The sequence below is a fragment of the Pectobacterium actinidiae genome, from assembly GCF_000803315.1.
GTDB lineage: Bacteria > Pseudomonadota > Gammaproteobacteria > Enterobacterales > Enterobacteriaceae > Pectobacterium > Pectobacterium actinidiae.
The window spans coordinates 3,614,068-3,637,949 of record NZ_JRMH01000001.1 but is presented as its reverse complement, the minus strand read 5'-3'; the positions used below and the strand labels follow the sequence as shown (position 1 = coordinate 3,637,949).

General features: G+C 51.4%; 14 protein-coding genes. 11 read left to right on the top strand and 3 right to left on the bottom strand.

The window, feature by feature from the left end:
* Positions 1-486: 486 nt before the first annotated feature.
* Positions 487-1,839: an MFS transporter gene (locus KKH3_RS15675; RefSeq protein WP_039361277.1), complete on the top strand. Its 1,353-nt coding sequence runs from the start codon at positions 487-489 to the stop codon at positions 1,837-1,839.
* Between the two features lie 297 nt (positions 1,840-2,136).
* Here KKH3_RS15675 and KKH3_RS15670 read toward each other — a convergent pair whose 3' ends face one another.
* Positions 2,137-3,471, bottom strand: coding sequence for an amidase family protein (locus tag KKH3_RS15670; protein ID WP_039361275.1), 1,335 nt, complete (start codon positions 3,469-3,471; stop codon positions 2,137-2,139).
* A gap of 27 nt (positions 3,472-3,498) precedes the next feature.
* Complete coding sequence (locus KKH3_RS15665) at positions 3,499-5,187, bottom strand: NAD(P)/FAD-dependent oxidoreductase (protein WP_052201352.1); 1,689 nt, start codon at positions 5,185-5,187, stop codon at positions 3,499-3,501.
* A 452-nt stretch (positions 5,188-5,639) separates the two neighbouring features.
* Between KKH3_RS15665 and KKH3_RS15660 the strand changes: the two genes are divergently transcribed.
* The 6 genes from KKH3_RS15660 (at position 5,640) to KKH3_RS15635 (ending at position 13,836) form a co-directional block, all read left to right on the top strand.
* Entirely contained in the window at positions 5,640-7,016 is a 1,377-nt protein-coding gene (locus tag KKH3_RS15660; protein ID WP_039361273.1) for a carboxyl transferase domain-containing protein, read from the top strand.
* 715 nt (positions 7,017-7,731) lie between these two features.
* The gene (locus tag KKH3_RS15655; RefSeq protein WP_039361272.1) at positions 7,732-9,084 is read left to right on the top strand and encodes an enolase C-terminal domain-like protein; all 1,353 of its coding nucleotides are present in this window, start codon (positions 7,732-7,734) and stop codon (positions 9,082-9,084) included.
* A 35-nt stretch (positions 9,085-9,119) separates the two neighbouring features.
* Positions 9,120-10,460 (top strand): glucarate dehydratase, encoded by a 1,341-nt coding sequence (gudD, locus tag KKH3_RS15650; RefSeq protein WP_039361270.1) that lies wholly within the window; start codon positions 9,120-9,122, stop codon positions 10,458-10,460.
* 69 nt (positions 10,461-10,529) lie between these two features.
* Complete coding sequence (garL, locus tag KKH3_RS15645) at positions 10,530-11,300, top strand: 2-dehydro-3-deoxyglucarate aldolase (protein ID WP_039361268.1); 771 nt, start codon at positions 10,530-10,532, stop codon at positions 11,298-11,300.
* A gap of 298 nt (positions 11,301-11,598) precedes the next feature.
* Entirely contained in the window at positions 11,599-12,513 is a 915-nt protein-coding gene (garR, locus tag KKH3_RS15640; RefSeq protein WP_268807929.1) for a 2-hydroxy-3-oxopropionate reductase, read from the top strand.
* A gap of 177 nt (positions 12,514-12,690) precedes the next feature.
* Positions 12,691-13,836 carry a glycerate kinase gene (locus tag KKH3_RS15635; protein ID WP_039361264.1) on the top strand — a complete coding sequence of 382 codons (1,146 nt, stop codon included), beginning with the start codon at positions 12,691-12,693 and terminating at the stop codon, positions 13,834-13,836.
* Positions 13,837-14,181: 345 nt separating this feature from the next.
* Here the strand turns inward: KKH3_RS15635 and barA are convergent, their stop codons facing one another.
* Positions 14,182-16,977, bottom strand: coding sequence for a two-component sensor histidine kinase BarA (gene barA, locus KKH3_RS15630; protein WP_039361262.1), 2,796 nt, complete (start codon positions 16,975-16,977; stop codon positions 14,182-14,184).
* A 117-nt stretch (positions 16,978-17,094) separates the two neighbouring features.
* On the opposite strand from barA, the gene rlmD reads away from it, so the two are divergent.
* The 4 genes from rlmD to pyrG all read left to right on the top strand — a co-directional run bounded on the left by rlmD (position 17,095) and on the right by pyrG (position 23,797).
* Positions 17,095-18,444: a 23S rRNA (uracil(1939)-C(5))-methyltransferase RlmD gene (gene rlmD / locus KKH3_RS15625; protein WP_039361260.1), complete on the top strand. Its 1,350-nt coding sequence runs from the start codon at positions 17,095-17,097 to the stop codon at positions 18,442-18,444.
* A gap of 53 nt (positions 18,445-18,497) precedes the next feature.
* Positions 18,498-20,732 carry a GTP diphosphokinase gene (relA, locus tag KKH3_RS15620; RefSeq protein ID WP_039361258.1) on the top strand — a complete coding sequence of 745 codons (2,235 nt, stop codon included), beginning with the start codon at positions 18,498-18,500 and terminating at the stop codon, positions 20,730-20,732.
* 388 nt (positions 20,733-21,120) lie between these two features.
* Positions 21,121-21,933, top strand: coding sequence for a nucleoside triphosphate pyrophosphohydrolase (gene mazG / locus KKH3_RS15615; protein ID WP_039361257.1), 813 nt, complete (start codon positions 21,121-21,123; stop codon positions 21,931-21,933).
* A 226-nt stretch (positions 21,934-22,159) separates the two neighbouring features.
* Positions 22,160-23,797, top strand: coding sequence for a glutamine hydrolyzing CTP synthase (gene pyrG / locus KKH3_RS15610; RefSeq protein ID WP_039361255.1), 1,638 nt, complete (start codon positions 22,160-22,162; stop codon positions 23,795-23,797).
* Positions 23,798-23,882 lie beyond the last annotated feature (85 nt).

The following is a 23,882-nucleotide window of genomic DNA, read 5'->3' as shown; positions in this document are numbered from 1 at the left end:
GCTCGCTAATGAGTATACGTGAGGTTCCCTTCTCGTACATTATGCAATTGACCTAAGCAGGCGCTTATTGTTTTCGATTTATCAGGCGAAGAACCAAATTTTGGTGAGTTTGATCACATTCTTCCTGTGCGCGGTTTTTAAGTCAGAAATGAAAATAATGTGTATGAATGTAAAAAGAGAATAGCGGTGTTTTTCGTGAAACACCTCGCACTATATAGGGCAAGTGCACCAACATATTCAAAAGGACATTTTTAATGTTGTGCTTTTATCTAGTGAGCAGTCAGTGGGTAAAAATTATAATGTTCCTGCGAGTTGAAGATGTCAGCTAATTACTCTGATGCTATATAGCCTGGCTATTCGCAAAAAATAAAAATGGGAATGTTAACTATACCCTAAATAATCCACTGATCTTCATTCTGATAACCCTACACCGTTATCTGTTATTCGGAATGAATGAGCGAACCGCGATTGAAGCAGGAGTTCATCATGAATACAGTAAGCTCAGCAGCTGGCGCGATACAAAAGAGAACAAACGCCCGCTACTGGATTGTCGTGATGTTGTTTATTGTCACGTCATTTAACTATGGCGACCGCGCCACTATCTCGATAGCGGGCTCCGCCATGTCAAAAGATATTGGCCTGGATGCTGTCGGTATGGGGTATATCTTCTCCGCATTTTCCTGGGCTTATGTTATTGGTCAAATCCCAGGTGGGTGGCTGCTTGATCGCTTTGGTTCCAAACGCGTCTACTTCTGGAGTATTTTTACCTGGTCACTCTTTACGTTGTTACAAGGGTTCGTTGATCTCTTTCCTACGACGTCATCTATTATCATTTCGCTATTCTTATTGCGCTTTATGGTGGGGATTTGTGAGTCGCCTTCTTTCCCTGGCAACAGCCGTATCGTCGCCGCCTGGTTCCCTGCACAGGAACGTGGTACTGCCGTAGCGATTTTTAACTCGGCGCAATATTTTGCGACGGTGATTTTCGCTCCTATCATGGGATGGTTGGTGCATGCTGTGGGTTGGGCGCATGTGTTCTGGTTCATGGGCGGGTTAGGTATCATCCTCAGCTTCGTCTGGCTGAAAGTGATCCACGATCCGAAAGATCACCCAGGAGTGAATCAGGCGGAACTGGATTATATCGAAGCGGGTGGCGCACTGATCAATATGGATGCGGCTGCTAGCAAGGCTAAGGTGCCAGCAGAAGAAAAATGGTCCCAGATTAAACAGTTGCTTACTTCACGGATGATGGTTGGTATTTATCTGGGGCAATATTGTATTAACGCTCTGACTTACTTCTTCATTACCTGGTTCCCTGTTTATCTGGTTCAGGCTAGAGGCATGTCAATTCTGAAGGCTGGTTTTGTCGCATCTGTCCCTGCAATCTGTGGTTTTGTGGGCGGGGTATTGGGCGGTGTGATTTCTGATTATCTAATGCGTCGTACCAATTCCCTGACTTTCGCCCGTAAGACGCCGATTGTCCTTGGTATGTTGCTTTCTATGTCGATGGTGATTTGTAACTATGTTTCGACAGAATGGGTGGTTATTGCATTCATGTCGCTGGCATTCTTCGGTAAAGGGATTGGTGCACTAGGCTGGGCAGTCATGGCAGATACCGCACCAAAAGAAATCAGCGGTCTGAGTGGCGGCCTGTTTAATATGTTTGGCAATATCTCCGGTATCGTGACCCCAATTGCTATCGGTTATATCGTAGGAATGACAGGCTCTTTTAATGGTGGCTTAGTTTATGTCGGTATCCATGCTGCGTTTGCCATCATCAGCTACCTATTCATCGTGCAAAATATTGAACGCATCGAATTGAAGCCGTTTGTTAAATAATTACCGGATGCATTAATACTAGAGTGATGCATCGTTATGTCAGCGTTCTGGGGTTATTTGGCACCTTGGCCTGCTTACAGATAAAGACGTGGGTAGGAGGGAGGCCAGTGCTTTAACGGTGTAAAAAGGAAGGAACCCAACGGACAACGAAACGCTATAACTGAAATAAAGTTGCTCCCCCTCTCGATAGCGTGTTGCCAGAATCGAGAGGGGAAAGAGTATGTATGGCAAGATGCTCTTACGACCTATTTTCTGACTTTGTGGACAAACAAATCCAGCCTAAAAATGCGCGGTATTTTATGCTGCTAACAGGTGTTCAATATGACATGCCGTTGCCAGTAATTCACCGTCACTACCATGTGCGCCGTCAATGTTTAACCCAACGGGTAGATAGCCAGCCGGTGCTACCGGTAATGTAATTGATGGCAGTGCGGCGTTGCTCGCTAGTTCTGTGTTACGAACGATGCGTGCAAACAGATCGGGGTTTGCCGCAGCGCTGAGGTGCGGCACGGCGCATGGGACGGTAGGATAAGCCAGAATATCGATCTGATGTCTCACGAACATATCAGCGACGGCGTCACGCAGTCTGGCTAGTGTGCCAAGTGCGGTGATATAGTCCGTTGCGCTGCTATAGTGTGCGCAAGACAAATCGTTGTGGATGAAGTGTCGTACCGCAGGATCGCAAATCTCGTTGATGACATCGTTAATCCGATGACCCCATCCCTGTTCCAGCAGCGCGCGTGGGAAATCGGTCAGAAATTCATAGCGCGGTAGCGTAAAGACGATGGCGGAATTCAGCGCGTTGATGCGGCGATCATTGATGGCGACACACTCATATCCTTCACGAGTCAGGCGATCCAAGGCGCGCTGGCAATAAATGCGAACCTCGTCATCCAATGCTGACCACATCGTCGTTGGTAGCCCGATACGGCATGGCATTTTGTGAAGTGGCCTATCGACATGCATCAAGATACGTTGTAGAAAACGGGCGTCCTCCGCTGTGCGCGTCAATAAACCGGGTGTGTCTTTCGTGCGTGACACGGGGATGATACCCTCAGACGTAAAACATCCCGTTGTAGGACGAAAGCCAGTGATGCCGCAAAATGCAGCAGGGATGCGTACGGAGCCTCCCGTATCGGTACCGACGGCGACCGGCACAATCCCTGCTGCTACTGCCGCAGCACTCCCACCGCTGCTTCCTCCGGCGCAGTAACCGGGGGCTGCCGGATTGCCGACTGCGCCAAAATGAAGATTGAGAGAAGTGACTCCGCAGGAAAGTTCGTGCATGTTCGTCTTGCCTGCCACGATTGCGCCGTGCATTGCGAAGCGTTTGACAATATCCGCATCGTATTTGGCCATACAGTCAGCCATGCCTGGCGTTCCCGCTGTTAACCGGTAGCCGACGACGCTGATATTGTCTTTGTAGGCAACAGGCAACCCGAAGAGTGGTTTGCCACGCTTAGCCTGATCTGGCTTTGTTGAAATCATCTTCCCATCAATCGAGGGGATGAAAATACTCAGATGTTGTTGCTGTTTGGCCGACTGGTGAACATGCGTACGCATTTCTTCGGTACTTAGGGTACCCGTATTTAATGCGTGGCAGAGCGATTGAAGCGATAGGTTTGAGATCATGCTTTTTCTCCTGAAATACCATGATGCCTAGTAACGGTACGCGGGTTGCATTGCGTCTAGTGGGTTACCCTCAACCAACTGTCCTCCAGTACTGCGAATGACTGCACAAGCGCTATTCAGGGCCGTTTGTACGGCACCTTCACCCCATCCGCCAGTAAACGAACAGCCACAGCCAGCCAGATAAATACCGGGATCGGTATGCGGGGAGTTGGCATCCTGAAACTGAAAAAATAGCCGCTGCGAATAGCTATCTTCGCCAGGATAATTTAGCTTAAAGGCACCTAGCGCATGTGGGTCGGTCAGCCAGTCGTGGTGCAAGACATAGCGGTCATAATCATTATTCAGCGGGATGAGGTGGCGGGCGAATTCCGGGAATGCTGCCATTAAATCGTTGGTTAAATAGTGACAACGTTCCGTTTTATTAGTCAGGCTCAATAGTTTGTGAGAATCATCCTCCCAAGTATAACTCAGCAGCACTACGCCGTGTCCTTCCGGATTGTCTGGCTCATAGTCTAGGCAATAGACACCGCGTACCAGACCATCAGATTGGATGGTAACGGGCAAAGCGTGTTGTAGCCAAAATTTATTACGAGTAAGGATAAATAATTTTGATGACCCCGTAAGATGTGTCTCTTTTAAGGCTCGCAAGACATCATGATTGAAAAACATATTGCTTCGGGTCAGGTTATGCACTATCTGCATGGTACGCGGACTGCTAGTGACGATCACGCGATCAAACTGCTGCTCGTCATCTTGTTCAAATTTCAGCGCTATTTTTCCGTCCACTTTATCTATCTGTTTCACGGTGCGGAAATGGACATGCTCTCTCAGAGGATGATCGTGAATATTTTGAGAGAGCAATTGGTCAATGAGCCTAGATATTCCACCGACGACTAAGCGCTGATCGACTTCGTAACCATTTACAACCAACCGCATAATTTCAATAAATCCTGCCTGATAAACAGGAAGAAAGCCCCCGGAACCAATACCTAATGAACCAAAAAGTGCAAAATCATCCGGTTTTTTCCAGCGTTTGCCGCCGGGCGGATTATCGCCACTGAAAATCAAGGCGATCGCCGAATAGAAGGAATAATCGCCGAAAGCATCGATCCACGCCTGCCATGCGGCTTGAACTTCCTTGAAGCGTCGCGCCTGCAGTAGTGATGTGATTGTCAACGGGGAGACAAGTTGTTGGCCGTTATGTGTATAACCTTCTTGTAGCAAAGCGTGCCAGCCTTCATAAACATGCTGGAATAGCGTTGGTGGTTTTTCACCTGCGGGCCAGTAATAGCGTTGACCACGGTAGTCCAGTTCTGTATCCACGATGCCAGGATCGGGGAAGGCTGAAGATGTCGCGATCTGGAATTTATCAAGGTAGTGAAACAAACATGTCTCACTGGATGGAAAGCGCATCGCGCCCATTTCGGCAATTAAATTGGGCAAGTTGGGATCGAAGTTTTGCGACCAGATTCTGCCGCCAATGCGATCGCGCGCTTCAAACACTGTGATGTCACGTATGCCGGCACGCAGTAATTCGAATGCGGTAACCAGCCCGCTTAACCCTGCACCGACGATTGCGATACGGGGTGGTGTCACATTTGCAGGAAACGATCCGATGGCACCGTATGCTTCTATTTGCTCAAGGAAAGCGGCGTAGTCAAATAGTTGGTCGACACACGGCATTCCATTTATCGCGCGGATGTTGCTTTTCAGCATAGGTTTTCCTTAACATTATTATGCAATATGAATGTTTTAATAAATAGCGTGGTAATTATTAAATAGTCAATTCATGACTCTTATTTTTCGTTGCGTATATATTGCATGTGTATAGTATGAAATGCTAATGTTTTATCATGCTATGATAATGATTATCTATATTGTTAGTAGGGTAAGTTTATGGATGTTGCTTATTTTTTTCATTAAAATATCGGTGGTATATCCATAAATAATGTAAGTCGAGATAATTTTTTAATCATTAAATAAAGTACTTGGTGTGGGTGTGTAAATATACAGGGTTTATTAGTTCGGATAGTAAATGGTTATGGGGTCGCTTGCATGGGTAAATTAAAATCATTTGTTTTTTATCAGGTTAAGCTTGGTTTTTTAAATTTAGCCATGTCTCTTGTTGTATGGTGAGTCTGTTTTCTTATTTTTAAAATAGGTGTTACATGAGTTGTAGCGAGGAAAGGATAAAGCATTTGTTAGATTGCCAGAGTTTCTGTGCACATTTTCCTTATCACGATACACATTTTATATGTGGCGAAGGAACGATTAACCAGCAACCTGTTTTCATTATTATGAATCGGGGTGAGGATTGTGAGTTTAACGTACTCTGGCAATGGAAAACGATTGACCATATTATTCAGACGACAGAGCGCGCTGCAGTTTCTGGTGTGCCGTTAATCTATATTCAGGATAAGTTGGGGGGGGGCGATACTCCTTTCAACACCACAAATGTGTTTTCGGAAGATATGTCTTCACTCCTGCTCTCCCCATCGGGAATGGGAAAGGTCAGTGCGTCATTGGCCCGCTTCGCACATCGTAATGTGCTTATCTCTGTGATCCTTGGGCCGACCTCAGGACCTTTGGCCCTGCCGCTTATGCTGGGTGACTTGGTCTTGATGACGGATCGTGGCGCGTTCTGTATGGGACGGCCTGATATGGTCAAAGCGATGCTTGCCGAAGCGTCAGATCTCTACAGTTTGGGTGGGGCGACGATGCATGCGAGGCATTCCGGTCAGGTTCAATGTGTTTTTGAAATGGAGACGGTATTATTCTCTCGTTTACGAACGCTATTCTCTTTACTTTTCCCACGACAGCACACTATTAATTTTACTCAGCCAGATGAGGTTGATGTTAATACTATTATTCCGACGGATCACCGAGTACCTTATGATATGCATCGTTTATTATCAGTATTTATTGATAAAGAAAGTTTTTTTGAATGCAGCCCTGACTATGCTCAGGAAGTGATAACTGGATGGGCGAAAATTCAGGGTAATCCATTCATTATTATTGCCAATAATCCAAAATATAAAGGTGGCGCGATTTATCGACAGTCTGCAACCAAAATGGTTCGGATGATAAATCTTGCCACCAAGTGCCATACTCCCATTCTATTTATTGCGGATGTCCCGGGGTTTATGATTGGTAAAGTAGCTGAGAGTAGTGGAATGTTTTTAGCCGCAGCGGAGCTTTTCAAGGCTCACGTTAATTGTGAGGTTCCAAAGTTATTCTTAGTCGCGAGAAAAGCTTATACAGGCGGCGTTTTTGCACTTGGTGGACCTGGATTTAATCCCACTGCTGTTCTAGCTTATCCTCAGGCGAATATCGGTGTCTATAGCGTGGAAACAATAAATAAGATTATGACAACATCTCTTAATGAACGAGAATATCACGTTCTTGCTACACTTAAATATGAAGTTTCTCATCCTGAGCGATTAAAAGACAAAGGACTGTTAACGGATGTTATTACTATTTCTCAGACCAGAGAGAAAATTATGACGTATTTATTTTCTGACTCTGCAGATCCTGTCAATGTTTAGCTTCTACCACAATAGATACGTTAATAGAAGAAGCTAGAAAAATAAATAATAGCCGGGCAGTAGGAGCATCGTGTGTAACGTATGCTCTCTAATCCGGTGACTGACACACCACCGTCTAGCTCTATCATGATTTAGACGCTATGCCATAGCAGCGGTATTTTCATTTGTGAAATATCATTGGGTTGGCACCTATTTTACCCTTTGAAGAGATAAATTCGCTTTTCCCGGTTTTCGTGAAACACCTCCCATTGGCCTGTGATAATGACATATTTAATCTGCATTTCGACAGGGAATGCTGTGCTATTGCCCAATGAGTTGTGAAATAAGAAAACTTATACTTTTTACTGAGGTTGGTAAGGCGCTACAGATTACAACATCGCTTTTCTGACTGGTTTATTTCGGTATCCGGGCAGTTATACCTCAAATAATTCGAGGTGCGGGAAGGCAACGCACATGCAGCTTGAAGTATTACGGGTATATAACCTGTTTTTATTCTGATAACCCTACAAGCAGTGTTCAGTTCAAATCAGAGTAAAAACAAGGTCGCGCTAATAAAGTAGGAAAACAACATGAAATCATCTACTGGTGCACCATCTGTTTTTTATTTCTGTATGACTGAATTATTTTCATCCGCTGCAACGCGCCCCTGTGTTTCGGCAAACATCGGAAACCTAAGCGTAACGCCTGTTCGCTCGATGCATGACGGGAGCCTGTAATGAGTAACCTTTCAGCGACTCCAGTCATTACCGACATGAAAGTCATCCCCGTTGCGGGCTATGACAGCATGCTGCTGAACATCGGTGGTGCACACGGTGCTTACTTCACGCGTAACCTCGTCATTTTAACCGACAGCGCCGGGCATACCGGTGTCGGCGAAGCGCCCGGCGGTGAAGTCATTTACAACACGCTGGTTGAAGCGATTCCTCGTGTAAAAGGCGAACAAATCGCCCGCATGAACCGTTTAGTACATGACATTCATGTCGGCAACCAGTCTTCTGATTTTGACTCCTTCGGCAAAGGTGCCTGGACGTTTGAGCTGCGTGTGAATGCGGTGGCGGCACTTGAGGCGGCGCTACTCGATCTGCTGGGGCAATTCATGGGTGTCCCCGTTGCCGAGCTGCTGGGGCCGGGTAAACAGCGTGATGAAGTCACCGTGCTCGGTTATCTGTTCTATATCGGCGACCGCACGAAGACGGATTTGCCTTACTTATCTGGTGAGAAAGTATCCGGTGAGAAAGGCAAGCACGAGTGGTATCACCTGCGTCACCAGCAGGCGATGGACAGCGACGCGATTGTGCGTTTGGCCGAAGCCACGACCGACCGCTACGGATTTAAAGATTTCAAACTCAAAGGTGGCGTACTGCCCGGCGAGCAGGAAATCGATGCTGTGAAGGCGCTGAAGAAACGATTCCCGGATGCGCGTATTACTGTCGATCCAAACGGTGCCTGGCTGCTGGATGAAGCAATCGGGTTATGCAAAGACATGAAGGGCATTCTGACCTACGCGGAAGACCCGTGTGGTGCCGAACAAGGTTTCTCCGGTCGTGAAGTGATGGCGGAATTCCGTCGTGCTACCGGGCTGCCGGTCGCGACCAACATGATTGCGACCAACTGGCGCGAAATGAACCATGCCGTGATGTTGCAGGCGGTCGATATTCCGCTGGCGGATCCCCATTTCTGGACGATGCATGGTGCGGTGCGCGTCGCCCAACTGTGTGATGAGTGGGGCCTGACGTGGGGCTGCCATTCCAATAACCACTTCGATATTTCTCTGGCGATGTTCACGCATGTGGGAGCGGCGGCACCGGGTAACCCGACGGCGATTGATACGCACTGGATCTGGCAGGAAGGGCAGCATCTGACCAAAGAGCCGCTGCAAATCGTCAACGGCAAAATTAAGGTGCCGGATCGTCCCGGTCTGGGGATTGAGCTGGATATGGAACAGGTCATGAAAGCCCACGATCTGTATAAAAAATTACCGAGCGGGGCACGTAATGATGCCGTCGCCATGCAGTACCTGATTCCTGGTTGGAAATTTGATCGTAAACGCCCGGTTTTTGGCCGCTAACCCTACATAGAAAATGAGAGAGAAAGGATAAGAAAATGACATTGCAAAGCTCAACACCGGTTATTACCCACATGCAGGTTATTCCGGTTGCAGGTCACGATAGTATGCTGCTCAACCTGAGTGGTGCACATGCACCTTATTTCACTCGCAACATTGTGATTCTGAAAGATAACGCCGGGAATACCGGTGTCGGAGAAATTCCCGGCGGTGAGAAAATCCGTCAAACGCTGGAAGATGCTGCCGCGCTAGTGGTGGGTAAAACGCTGGGTGAATATAAAAACGTGATGACCGCGGTGCGTACGCAGTTCGCCGACCGCGATTCTTCCGGACGCGGTTTGCAGACGTTCGATCTGCGTACCACCATCCATGTCGTCACGGGGATCGAAGCCGCCATGCTCGATCTGCTGGGGCAATTCCTCAACGTCAGCGTGGCCTCGCTGCTGGGCGATGGTCAACAGCGCGATGCCGTCGAGATGCTGGGTTATCTGTTCTACATCGGCGATCGTAATAAAACCGATCTGCCTTACCAGAGTCAGGCTAACGAGAAATGCGACTGGTATCGCCTGCGTCATGAAGAAGCGCTGACGCCAGAAACCATCGTGCGTCTGGCTGAAGCCGCGTACGAAAAATACGGTTTCAACGATTTCAAACTGAAAGGCGGCGTACTAGCCGGTAGCGAAGAGGCTGAAGCGGTGACTGCGTTGGCGAAACGCTTCCCGCAGGCGCGCATCACGCTGGATCCCAATGGTGCCTGGTCGCTGGATGAAGCCATCGGTCTGGGCAAACAACTGCGCGATGTGTTGGCGTATGCAGAAGATCCATGCGGCGCGGAACAAGGGTTCTCTGGTCGTGAAGTGATGGCGGAGTTCCGCCGTGCGACAGGGTTGCCTACCGCGACTAACATGATTGCTACTGACTGGCGACAGATGGGGCACACCATTTCACTGCAATCGGTCGATATTCCGTTGGCCGATCCGCACTTCTGGACGATGCAAGGCTCTGTGCGTGTGGCGCAAATGTGTCACGAGTGGGGCTTAACCTGGGGTTCTCACTCCAATAACCACTTTGATATTTCACTGGCCATGTTTACCCATGTTGGCGCTGCTGCACCGGGTAAAATTGCCGCGCTGGATACGCACTGGATCTGGCAGGAAGGTAACCAACGCCTGACGAAAGAACCGTTGAAGATTGTGGGCGGCATGGTGGAAGTGCCGAAGAAACCGGGTCTGGGTATCGAGCTGGATATGGACCAGGTAATGAAAGCCCACGAACTGTATAAAAACATGGGATTAGGCGCACGTAACGACGCAATGGGAATGCAGTACCTTATTCCTGGGTGGACGTTTGATAATAAACGTCCGTGTCTGGTTCGCTAACGTTCTGATTTTCTGTTTTTTGAGCGCGCCGCTTCAGGCAAGCGGCGCTGGAATGACTGAGGATAAAAAATGAAGACTCCGCTGTTACCTAACCGTTTTCGCCAAGATTTGCAGCAGGGGAAAACGTTGATTGGCTGCTGGTGTGCGCTGGGCAACCCGATTTCAACTGAAGTGCTGGGGCTGGCGGGATTCGACTGGCTGGTGCTGGATGGCGAGCATGCGCCTAACGATATCGTGACGTTTATTCCTCAGCTAATGGCGCTGAAAGGCAGCCACAGTGCGCCTGTCGTCCGCCCGCCATGCAATGAGCCGATCATCATCAAGCGCCTGTTGGATATCGGCTTCAATAACTTCCTGATTCCTTTCGTAGAAACGGCGGAGGAAGCCGCGCGTGCGGTCGCGTCAACACGTTATCCGCCTGCGGGTATCCGCGGCGTGTCTGTGGCGCACCGTAGCAACTGCTATGGCACCGAACCAGACTATTTCGCCAAGATTAACGACAGTATTACCGTTGTCGTGCAAATCGAAAGTCAGGACGGCCTCGACAACCTGGATGCGATCATTGCGGTTGATGGCGTAGACGGCGTGTTTGTTGGCCCGAGCGACCTGTCTGCGGCGCTCGGCTACCTTGGTCAGCCTAATCATCCTGACGTGCAGAAGGCGATCCGCCACATCTTTGATCGCGCTGCGGCACATAACAAACCGTGCGGCATTCTGGCACCGGTTGAAGCCGATGCGCGTCGCTATCTCGAATGGGGCGCAAGCTTCGTTGCAGTTGGTAGCGATCTGGGTGTGTTCCGCAGCGCAACACAGGCGTTGAGCGACAAGTACAAGAAGTAATTCAGACCGTTGACAAACCTATTTGCGGAGCGAGAACGATGGTAATGGGATAGAAGAGTAAAGCGTCCGCGCCAGGGACAAAAGCGTCAGGAACGCTTTTGAACGTCGCTTGCGACGGCCCTGAAAGGGTGAATATCAGGGACGAGATTCATATCTGCGCGGCTCGAGCTTACAGGGATGTACTTGCAGCGTCTTTACGATCTACCCATTGCCATTGCTCAGCGTACTTTGTTAGCAAATTCAGTCATTCCGTGCGAATCGGATCCGCCATGAGGCGGGTTCATCGTGAATTGAAGTGATATCTACATCAGACAATGAGGTTAGGGCGATGAAAATTGGTTTTATTGGATTGGGCATCATGGGAAAACCGATGAGTAAAAATCTGTTGAAAGCAGGTTACTCATTAGTCGTGATGGATCGAAATCTGGACGCAGTCGCGGAAGTGGTTGCTGCGGGCGCAACGTCGGCTGAAACGCCAAAACAGGTGGCGGAACAGTGCGATGTCATCATCACCATGCTGCCTAACTCTCCACACGTTAAAGACGTGGTGCTAGGTGAAAACGGCGTCATTGACGGTGCGCGTGCCGGCAGCATTGTGGTGGATATGAGCTCAATCGCCCCGCTTGCCAGCCGTGAAATTGCTACCGCACTGGCGACGAAAGAGATCGCTATGCTGGACGCGCCGGTCAGCGGCGGTGAACCGAAAGCGATCGACGGCACGCTGTCCGTAATGGTCGGTGGCGACAAAGCCCAGTTTGACCGCTGCTTTGAGATTCTGAAATCCATGGCGGGTTCTGTTGTACATACCGGTGATATCGGCGCGGGTAACGTGACCAAACTGGCGAACCAGGTGATTGTGGCGCTGAATATTGCTGCCATGTCTGAAGCGCTGGTGCTGGCGACGAAAGCAGGCGTTAACCCGGATCTGGTTTATCAGGCGATCCGCGGTGGATTGGCTGGCAGCACCGTGCTGGATGCGAAAGCGCCGATGGTGATGGATCGTAACTTTAAGCCAGGCTTCCGCATCGATCTGCATATCAAGGATTTGGCGAACGCGCTGGATACCTCACACGGCGTTGGCGCACAGCTGCCGTTAACGGCGGCGGTGATGGAAATGATGCAGGCGCTGAAAGCGGACGATCTGGGATCGGCCGACCACAGTGCGCTGGCGTGTTACTACGAGAAGCTGGCCAAAGTGGAAGTTACGCGATAAGCCGTGAAGCGATAGTCATGAGGCTGGCGCAGGATGCCAGCCGATTGGCGGATAATCATTCTGATCTACCTACTGGGTTTCAGGATCTACTGCCCTGAACGTTGGCGGGTATAAGCGCCGTTTCATGAGCGCGCGGATTATTGATGCAATCGGAACGTTGATGAAATCGGATCGTTTATGAAAATAGTGATCGCACCGGATTCTTATAAAGAAAGCCTGTCTGCACAAGATGTTGCTACGCAGATTGAAAAGGGATTTCGTGAAATATTTCCCGATGCCTGCTATGTCAAATTGCCCGTTGCAGATGGTGGGGAAGGCACCGTGGAAGCCATGGTCGCTGCGACCGATGGCAAGATTGTGAATGTTAAGGTGACAGGGCCGTTAGGCGATAACATCGACGCGTTCTTTGGCCTGTCTGGCGATGAAAAAACGGCGTTTATTGAGATGGCGGCGGCAAGCGGTCTGGAACGAGTGCCTTCGCAGCTGCGCAATCCGTTAAAAACCACCAGTTATGGCACGGGCGAGTTGATTCGCTGCGCGTTAGATCACGGTGTTCGGCACTGCATCATCGGCATTGGCGGGAGCGCAACCAATGACGGCGGATCGGGCATGGTACAGGCGCTGGGCGCGAAGTTGCTGGATCAGCAGGGTGAGCAGATTAGTTTTGGCGGGGGGGAGCTCGACAAACTTGCTCGTATTGATATCAGCGAGCTGGATGAGCGTATCAAAAATTGTCGCTTTGAAGTGGCCTGTGATGTGACCAATCCGTTGACGGGGAAGCAGGGCGCGTCGGCGATCTTTGGTCCTCAAAAAGGGGCAACGCCGGAGATGATTGAACAGCTGGATAATGCGTTGAAGCATTATGCGGCGGTGATTCGCCACGATCTGGATATGGACGTGGAACACGTTCCTGGTGCGGGGGCGGCGGGCGGTATGGGGGCGGCGCTACAGGCCTTTTGCGGCGCTGAGCTTCGTCAGGGAATAGAGATTGTCACGGAAGCGTTGGGGCTGGATGAACTGGTACGCGATGCCACGCTGGTGATTACCGGTGAAGGGCGCATCGACAGCCAGACGATCCACGGTAAAGTGCCGATTGGCGTGGCGCGGATAGCCAAACAGTATAACAAACCGGTGATTGGCATCGCCGGCAGCCTGACGGCAGATGTTGCAGTGGTGCATGAACATGGCCTGGATGCCGTATTCAGCGTGCTTTATAACATTTGCTCACTAGAAGAAGCGCTGGATAATGCGGCAGAGAATGTGCGGATGACGGCACGTAATATCGCCGCCACGATCCGACTGGCGCAGTCTATGTCGCGATAATGCGATGGCGCTACGGTTAGTCTAGAACCTTTTATCTACATAAGACTGAGGGACGGTTTCGTGCGCCACAATACGGCTATTTCATGCTACTTCGCAGCACGCGCCCGACACGGGGCGCTCAGTCGCCGCCGCCCCGTGACCCCAGGCTTTCGGCGGGAATTATGCCGCTAACGCGGTGCCTTCGTCGGTATCTGGCTTAACGGACCGCTTGCGACACGTTCCCGACGTGGCGCAAGCTTTCGCCGCGTCCTGCGGCTCATCCGAAGCCCGCTATCTCCTCAGCATAATTTTTTACGCCTGATAACAGCAAAGCGCACGAAACTGTCTCCGCAGTGGGGATATTGATTACGAATGCATAGGATTGATATGCGGCTGGGCGGCTTTGTTGACATTGTCGATTTCGTCCAGCAGCTCTAACCATTCGGGTTCGAGATCGCTGGCGTGAACGCCCTTGCGCAGCTGTTGTTCCAGATAGCGGCAGATGCGTTGCAGACGCGGCACGCCGCTGTAGCTGCAACTGCCGTGCAGTTTATGAACCAGCTCGATGATGCCATCATCCGTCTGACCCTTTAGCACGTTTTCTATCTTCCGCTGAACCTCTGGCAAGAAATCCAACAGCATTTGCAGCAGGTCGCGCGCCAGTTCCGGCTTGTTAGCCGCCTGTTGCTGCGCCAGCGCCCAGTCGAGTGATAGCTGGCTATCGTCGTGCTCGTTCAGTAATCCCGTAATCTCGCCCCGATTACGTTTCAGCGGATCTTGCCGCGCATGACGCGTCAACACGCTTTTCAGCATCAGTTCGTCTATCGGTTTCGCCAGATAGTCATCCATACCCGAACGTAGCAGATGCTCGCGTTCACCCGTCATAGTCTGCGCCGTTACCGCGATGATTGGCGTGGTGGCATGGTGAGGGATCTGGCGGATCAGCTCGCTGGCGCAAATGCCGTCCATACCCGGCATCTGAATATCCATGAGAATAATGTCGCACTGATTCAGTTCTGCCTGTGCAATCGCATCTTGTCCGCTTTCGCACAGGATAATCGTCTCGACCTGCTCTTCCAGCAGCGTGCCGATCAGTTTCAGATTGGCTGGATTGTCATCCACCGCCATCACCCTCAACGGTAAACGGGCGAGATGGCGTGCGGCACTCTGATGCGGTGCCGCATCGTCTGGCAGAAAAGAGAGCTGGAACAGCGTGCTGTCCTGTAGCAGCGGCAGCAGGCGTGACGCGGCGAGCGGTTTGCTCAGGCAGGCGTGTACGCCGAAGGTTTTCAACTGCTCGGCATCCATTTGCGCCAGACTGGGTAGCGCCAGAATCACACAGGGCGAGCGGCGGCAGATATCGCGCAGTCTGGGCGTGTAGTCGAGCAGCGTATTACGGTATTGCACGGGAATACCGAGCAGCAGGATATCAAATTCCCCTTCCGGCAGTTGCTCAAACGTCGGGCTGTAGCTCACGATGAGCGGCGTCTGGCTCAGGATATCCAGTGTGGCTTGCGCGGCGATAGAATGGTACTCCACATAGGCCAGATGTTTGCCTTGCAGCATCGTGTAGGCGGGTTCGGCCGGTATCGCGTGCGGGTTGAGCGGTAGCGTGATGTGGAACCAGAAGGTTGATCCCTTGCTGAGCTCGCTCTGAAAACTGATGTCGCCCCCCATTTCTTTGACCAGACGCTGGGTGATGACCAGCCCGAGCCCTGTGCCGCCATGACGGCGTGAAATGCTGGTATCGGCCTGGCGGAAAGCCTGAAACAGCTGTGATTGCTGCAATTCAGCAATGCCAATGCCGGTATCACGTATTTGCACCTCTAGCTGCACCTGATTGTGCTCCTGCCGACGCTTCTCCACCCGAATATCAATATTGCCCTGTTCGGTAAATTTAATCGCGTTGCCCAACAGGTTGGTGATGATTTGCTGTATCCGCAGTGGGTCACCGACAAACTGTTCGGGAACGTCATTCTGAATACTGAGCGTCAGTTCCAATCCTTTTTCATGTGCTGTGTGTGCCAGCAGCATCACAACGTCGTCCAGCGTGTTGTGCAGCGAAAACGGAATATCCTCTAGCACCAGCTTTCCTGCCTCTAGCTTCGAGAAATCCAGCACATCGTTAATAATATTCAGCAGGTTATTGGCAGAACGTTCGATGGTGAGCAGATAGTCCGTCTGCGTGGTGTTCAGCGGTGTTTTCAACGTCTGGCGAGTGAAACCGATCACGCCATTCAGCGGCGTTCTCAGTTCGTGCGACATATTCGCCAGAAACTCAGACTTGATACGGGCTGCTTCCTGCGCGCGCTTCTTGGCCAGATCCAGCTCAACGTTTTGGATCTCCATCTGCTCCAGCGTTTCCCGCAGATCGTAGGTTGCCTGATCGATATTTTGCTGCATTTCTTCGTGGTAGGCGGTCAGCGACATTGCCATCGAGTTGATGCCGTTTTTCAGCATATCCAGCTCGCCGAGCATGTAACCTTCGACCCGGCTATCCAACTGCCCACGACGAATGCGATCGACGGTATCAACCATATTGCGAATCGGGGTGGTGACATCCCGCATCAGACGATAGGCAAAGATAACGGCGGCACCCAACGATAACAGCAGCAAGAGCGCGGCGATGAAGATTTCCTGATACTGCTGAAGCCGAATGGTACTGGTATCCAGTTCGATAACCAGGTAGCCGAGAGGTGTGGCGGTTCCGGGCAAGGTGGGTGGCACCCCGCCAGGCAGAAATTCACTATCATTAACGATAGGCATATGCAGAATCAGCGCGTCATTCGTGTGGTGCAGGTGCAGCTTATTGTGTGCAAGCGCATCGCTGCTGAGCGACTGTAATGTCACGTTGTGGCGGACATTGGTGGTCGCCAGGAGCTGATTACGTGCATCGAACACGCTAATGGTACGAATAATCGCGGAGTGACGGCGATGGAGCGTATTGATTAACGGAGGAATCGTGTCCATCTGGCGATGAGTAATCGCATAAGCGCTGATGGTTGCCAGCGGCTCAATGATACTGGTGCCCGAATCGGCCAACTGTGACTGCAACTGATTATAACGATGGATGACGAAGAACGAACTAAGCAGCAGCCCGATCATCAGCGTCGGTGCCAAAATCAGTATCAACATCCGTGCACGAAGACTGTATTTGGTCATGGGGTTCCAATGTGGGAGAATTAGAGGATGCTGAGCACCCAATGATGTAATTAGTTATCGGGTACTGCACGTACCGATTACAGCCGTTCAACTCAAGAGATCAATCGATAGTACATTATGGCGCAATTCTACTCTCCAAACCGGCGTGTGACGACCCGGAAAGCGATTCCTGCTAAGAACCTCACTGTTACGGTCACGTCGCTTGATCCGTTTGGACAGGGGGTAGCGCGTCACGAGGGCAAGACGGTGTTTGTCACGGGGGTATTGCCGGGAGAGCAGGCCGAGATCCAACTGACGGAAGAGAAGCGTCAGTTTTCGCATGCAAAACTTAAACGCCTCCTGACGCCTAGCCCGCAGCGTGTTGCGCCGCCATGCCCGCATTTTACCCGCTGTGGCGGCTGCCAGCAGCAGCACGCGGACATCGCGTTGCAACAGAGCAGTAAATCGGCTGCATTGGTGCGTCTGATGACACGGGAAACGGGTGCTGAGCTGCCTGAAGCCTCATTGATCGCTGGCACACCTTATGCCTATCGGAGGCGTGCGCGGCTTGCGTTATACTTTCAGGCAAAAGAGCGGCGTCTGTTGATGGGCTATCGGCAGTCAAATTCTCACGATCTGGTGGATATCAAAGCCTGTCCGGTGTTGCGCCCCGAGCTTGAAGCGCTGTTGCAACCGCTGCGCGACTGCCTGAACCGATTAAAGGCGGTGAAGCGCCTTGGGCATGTGGAGCTGGTGCAGGCGGAGAACGGTCCGCTGTTGGTGCTAAGGCACCTTGATCCACTTCATTCATCGGACCAGCAGGCGCTGCGTGATTTTGCGCAGCAGCAGGATGTGTCGGTTTATCTGGCATCGGATGCCGACTCGCTGACGTGTTTACAGGGTGAAGAGCCAGTTTATCACGTTGCCGGGCTGACGCTGGCCTTTAGCCCGCGCGATTTCATTCAGGTTAATGATGCGGTGAACCAGCAGATGGTCGCGCAGGCGCTGGCATGGCTGGATGTGCAACCGCAGGATAGAATATTAGATCTGTTTTGTGGCATGGGTAACTTCACGCTACCGCTGGCACAGCGTGCCGCCAGCGTCGTCGGTGTGGAAGGGGTGACCGCGTTAGTTGAGAAAGGACGCGAAAATGCCCGACGCAATGGGCTGTCCAATGTCACATTTTTTCACCAAAATCTTGAAGATGACGTCACGCAGCAGCCGTGGGCCGCTCAGGGTTTTGATAAGATATTACTTGATCCGGCACGTGCGGGCGCGGCAGGCGTGATGGAGCAGATAACCAGACTGGCACCTGAACGGGTGGTGTATGTCTCTTGTAATGCCACGACGCTAGCGCGCGACAGCAAAGTATTACTGGCAGCAGGTTTCAGGCTGGCGAATGTTGCGATGCTGGATATGTTTCCACATACCGGTCACCTTGAATCGATGGCACTGTTTTTGCACGACACCGGCGCGCGAAAGGTGTAATGGGCAGCAAAGCGGCGTTGTTTGCAAGGTGAAGGGTAACGTAGGGAGAAATTATGGTTGCGGTAAGAAGTGCGCATTTGAATACGGAAGGTGAGTTTGTCCCTGACGCGTGGATTGCTTCACTGGGTATTTCCAGCCAGCAATCGTGTGAACGTTTAGCCGAAACCTGGCGTTACTGTGAGCAGCAAACGCAAGATCACGCCGATGCGTCGCTACTGCTGTGGCGCGGCATTGAAATGGTGGAAATCCTGTCCACGCTAAGCATGGACAATGACAGCATGCGTGCGGCGCTGCTCTTTCCGCTGGCAAACGCCAACGTGGTCGATGAGGCGACGCTGGAAGCCGCGTTTGGTAAAAACATCGTTGATCTGGTGCATGGCGTGCGCGATATGGATGCAATCCGCCAGCTCAAAGCGACGCAGAATGATTCCGGCGCGTCTGAGCAGGTCGATAACATCCGCCGCATGTTACTGGCGATGGTGGAAGATTTCCGCTGCGTGGTGATCAAGCTCGCCGAGCGGATCGCGCACCTGCGTGAAGTGAAGGATGCCCCAGAAGAAGAACGGGTATTGGCGGCCAAAGAGTGTACCAACATCTATGCACCGCTGGCTAACCGATTAGGCATCGGCCAGTTGAAGTGGGAGCTGGAAGATTTCTGCTTCCGCTATCTGCATCCTGATGAATATAAAAAAATCGCCAAGCTGCTGCACGAACGTCGTATCGATCGTGCGCAGTACATTGACGATTTTGTCAAAACGCTACGCAACGCGATGAAAGAAGAGGGCGTGCAGGCGGAGATCTACGGTCGTCCTAAGCATATCTACAGCATCTGGCGCAAGATGCAAAAGAAAGCGCTGTCGTTCGATGAGCTGTTCGATGTCCGTGCGGTACGCATTGTCGTTGAGCGCTTGCAGGACTGCTACGGGGCGTTGGGTATCGTGCATACCCATTATCGCCATCTGCCGGACGAGTTTGACGACTACGTCGCTAACCCCAAACCAAACGGCTATCAGTCCATTCACACGGTGGTGTTAGGGCCGGGTGGAAAGACGCTCGAAATCCAGATTCGTACGCGACAGATGCATGAAGATGCTGAACTGGGCGTTGCCGCACACTGGAAATACAAAGAAGGCACCTCTGTGAGCGGGCGTTCCGGCTACGAAGGCCGCATTGCCTGGCTGCGCAAACTGCTTGCCTGGCAGGACGACGTGGCGGATTCGAATGACGTACTGGACGAAGTTCGCAGCCAGGTGTTTGACGATCGGGTTTATGTCTTTACGCCGAAAGGCGACGTGGTGGATCTCCCTGCGGGTTCCACGCCGCTGGATTTTGCTTATAACATCCACAGTGATATCGGGCACCGCTGCATTGGGGCGAAAATTGGCGGACGTATTGTGCCGTTTACCTACCAACTGCAAATGGGCGATCAAATTGAAATTATCACCCAGAAGCAGCCAAACCCGAGCCGCGACTGGCTGAACCCGAATCTGGGGTATATCACCACCAGTCGCGGACGTTCGAAGATTCAGAACTGGTTCCGTAAGCAAGATCGCGACAAGAACATTTTGGCGGGTCGACAGATCCTGGATGATGAACTGGCGCATTTGGGTGTCAGCCTGAAAGCCGCGGAAAAACTGCTGCTGCCACGTTACAACGTGAATTCGCTGGATGAGTTACTGGCTGCTATCGGCGGCGGTGATGTTCGTCTCAACCAGATGGTGAATTTCCTGCAATCGCAGCTAAAACAGCCGAGTGCGGAAGAGTTGGATCGCGAAGCGCTGCGCCAGTTGACGCAAAAATCGCATCAGCCAGCGGCACGTAACACGAAGGACAACGGCCGCGTGGTGGTGGAAGGTGTGGGCAATCTGATGCACCACATTGCCCGCTGCTGCCAGCCGATTCCGGGGGATGAGATCACCGGGTTCATCACACGCGGACGCGGAATTTCGATTCACCGTGCGGATTGTGAACAGTTGGACGAACTGCGCGCCAGCTCGCCGGAGCGCATTGTGGATGCGGTATGGGGCGAAAGCTACTCCAGCGGCTATTCGCTGGTGGTGCGGGTGATTGCCAACGATCGTAGCGGCCTGCTGCGGGATATCACCACGATTCTGGCGAATGAGAAGGTTAATGTACTGGGCGTCGCCAGCCGTAGCGATACCAAGCAGCAACTGGCTACGATTGATATGGATATCGAGATCTACAACCTGCAAGTGCTCAGCCGCATTCTGGCGAAGCTCAACCAGCTACCGGATGTGATCGACGCGCGGCGCCAGCAGGGGGCGTAAATGATGGTTTCACCATCAGCCAGGTGAAAATCTTATGCGGGTGTGGTGAACGGTTTCGTGCGTGATTAGCCGTATTGTTCTTTGTGGCACCAGAGCCACGCCCGACTGAGGGATGCTCAGATGCCGCATCCCTCAGAACCCTGGCTTTTGGCGAGAATTGTGCCGCGATGCGGTTCCTTCGATGAACATGCCCGCTGTCGAGCCACCTGTGACGCGTTCCCGACGCGGCACAGGCTTTCGCCGCGTCCGTGCGGCTCACTCGGCGGCCATGTGCATCTCAGCACAATTTTTTACGCCGTTGAAATGAAAATAGTGATGTCTTTGCGCTTTTTAGCCGAAGTTGGCTTCCGTGTTTTGCTATTTCCACAAAAATTTTTGCAGGAATATTATGATTGTATCAGTGACTAACGTATCCTCCGTCGAGCGCCTGCTCGCCATCATGAAAACCCTGCGCGATCCTGAAAATGGTTGTCCGTGGGACAAGAAACAGACGTTTGACACCATCGCGCCTTATACGCTGGAAGAAACGTATGAAGTGTTGGATGCCATCAGCCGTCAGGATTTTGATGATTTGCGCGGTGAGTTAGGGGATTTACTGTTTCAGGTGGTGTTTTACGCGCAAATGGCGCAGGAAAAGGGCTTGTTCGATTTCTCTGATGTGTGTAACGCCATCAGCGACAAGCTGGAACGCCGCCACCCGCATATTTTTGGCGATCTGACGCTGACGGACAGTGATGCCGTGCTGGCAAACTGGGAACAGACCAAAGCGCAGGAGCGGGCGGAGAAAGATCGTCATTCGCCGTTGGATGACATTCCTGATGCGCTTCCTGCCCTGATGAAAGCGCAAAAAATTCAGCAGCGTTGTTCGTCTGTGGGCTTCGATTGGGACAGCCTGGGGCCGGTGCTCGATAAAGTATATGAAGAGATCGACGAGGTGATGTTTGAGGCGCGGCAAGCCGTTGTCGATGAAGAAAAATTAGGTGAAGAGATTGGTGATTTATTGTTCGCCACAGTCAATCTCTCTCGTCATCTGGGGCACAAGGCTGAGAATGCGTTACAGGCGGCAAATCGCAAGTTCACTCGTCGTTTTCGCGAGGTAGAACAAATCGTTACGGCATCGGGAAAAACGCTGGAACAGACGACACTGGACGAAATGGAAGCCGCGTGGCAGCAGGTGAAAAAACAGGAAATAGGGCATTAATTCTTTTTTAGTCACAAACCCTATATTTATCTATTTTAATGGGTTTATTTCATTGTTATTAAAGGTGATTATTGGTTGTGGTAAGGGCGGTTTTGCTTCGCCTTCGAGTGTGTTGGAATCGCCACATTGTGTAAAACGAACATTTGTGGCGTTCATCAGGTTCAGGTATACTACTTTCCCGTCTTGGTACCTCCATCGTCTTTAAACCTAAACTCTCAGGTTCAGCATGACAACTAATTATATTTTTGTGACCGGCGGGGTCGTTTCCTCTCTGGGTAAAGGCATTGCCGCAGCCTCTCTGGCGGCTATTCTTGAAGCCCGTGGCCTCAACGTTACCATCATGAAACTGGACCCGTACATCAACGTGGATCCGGGCACGATGAGCCCGACGCAGCACGGTGAAGTGTTTGTCACCGAAGACGGCGCCGAAACCGATCTGGACTTGGGCCACTACGAGCGTTTCATCCGCACCAAAATGTCGCGCCGCAACAACTTCACCACGGGCCGTATCTACTCTGATGTCCTGCGCAAAGAGCGTCGTGGTGACTATCTGGGTGCGACCATTCAGGTGATCCCACATATCACCAACGCGATTAAAGAGCGCATCATTGAAGGTGGCGAAGGCCACGATGTCGTTCTGGTAGAAATCGGCGGTACCGTCGGCGATATCGAGTCTTTGCCGTTCCTTGAAGCGATTCGGCAGATGGCGGTGCAAGTGGGTCGCGAACACACGCTGTTTATGCACCTGACGCTGGTGCCGTATCTGGCGGCGGCGGGCGAAGTGAAAACCAAGCCGACGCAGCACTCCGTTAAAGAGCTGCTTTCTATCGGTATCCAGCCTGACGTGCTGATTTGCCGTTCCGACCGCACCGTGCCTGCCAACGAGCGTGCAAAAATTGCTTTATTCTGTAATGTGCCGGAAAAAGCAGTAATATCCCTTAAAGACATTGATTCGATTTATAAAATCCCGTCGCTATTGAAATCACAGGGGCTGGACGATTATATTTGTAAACGATTCAGCTTGAACTGTCCCGAAGCAAACCTGTCAGAATGGGAACAGGTTGTGTATGAAGAAGCTAATCCGGGCGGCGAAGTCACCATCGGTATGGTTGGCAAATATGTTGCGCTGCCGGATGCTTATAAATCCGTGATTGAAGCGCTGAAACACGGCGGGTTGAAGAACCGCCTGACGGTAAACATCAAGCTGATTGACTCGCAGGATGTTGAAACCCGCGGTGTCGAAGTACTGAAAGATTTAGACGCTATTCTGATTCCAGGCGGTTTTGGCTATCGTGGCGTTGAAGGGAAAATCATGTCGGCGCGTTACGCCCGTGAGAACAATATCCCTTATCTGGGCATTTGCCTGGGGATGCAGGTCGCATTAATGGAATTTGCCCGTAACGTTACCGGAATGGAAGGCGCAAACTCAACGGAGTTTATGCCAGACTGTAAGTATCCGGTGGTTGCGTTGATCACAGAATGGCGTGATGAGAACGGCAATGTTGAAGTCCGTGATGAAGCAAGCGATCTGGGCGGCACCATGCGCGTTGGTGGGCAGCAATGCCATCTGACCGAAGGCAGTCTGGTGCGTCAGATGTACGGTGAGCAGACGATTATCGAACGTCACCGTCATCGTTATGAAGTTAACAACATGCTGTTGAAACAGATTGAAGCGGCGGGATTACGGGTTGCTGGTCTTTCCGCCGACCGCAAACTGGTGGAGATTGTTGAGTTACCCGATCATCCCTGGTTCGTTGCCTGTCAATTCCACCCGGAATTCACGTCAACGCCGCGAGATGGACATCCCCTGTTTGCCGGCTTTGTGAAAGCCGCTGGCGCGTACCAGAAGCGTCAGGTGAAGTAAGAGTTATACAGCAACGCGCGATCCTATCGCGCGTTGCTCGTCTAGGGTTTTAGTTCTATCTAAAGTTTTAGTTTAACTTGTACTG